We start from the raw sequence: 396 nt of genomic DNA on the forward strand, positions 1-396 counted from the left end.
CTTTGTAAACCGTTTCACCTTTAATTTGTACAGTGCCGTTTTCCTGGCTGCAAACCAGTTCATCGCGCACAGCGTGTAAGAAAGGTGCCGGAATAAAGGCGATAGCGCCGTTATCAACCAAACGAACACGCATGCCGCCACGGCTGATATCGACAATTTCCGCTGCGAAACGGGTGTCGGTCCCGGCTTTGTCTTTCAGGAAGCGTGCGTATAACCAGTCACCAACATCACGTTCTGCCATCCGGTTGAGACGGCGACGCTCGGCCATTTGGACAGTGATTTCATCCTGTGGGCGCGTCGCAGTTTCGCCTTTGATAACCGCTTTCAGCAGACGGTGGTTGATCATGTCGCCATATTTACGGATCGGCGAAGTCCAGGTGGCGTATGCTTCCAGAC

Annotated in this window: 1 protein-coding gene; it reads right to left on the bottom strand. The window is 53.0% G+C overall.

Features of this window, described 5'->3' with window-relative positions; all coding sequences use genetic code 11:
* Positions 1 to 396, bottom strand: a 396-nt coding sequence (locus EVJ34_RS15560; protein WP_131486173.1) for a S1 RNA-binding domain-containing protein, incomplete at both ends; no start/stop codon positions are given.

This window comes from Exiguobacterium sp. SL-9 (assembly GCF_004336985.1).
Classification (GTDB): Bacteria; Bacillota; Bacilli; order Exiguobacteriales; family Exiguobacteriaceae; genus Exiguobacterium.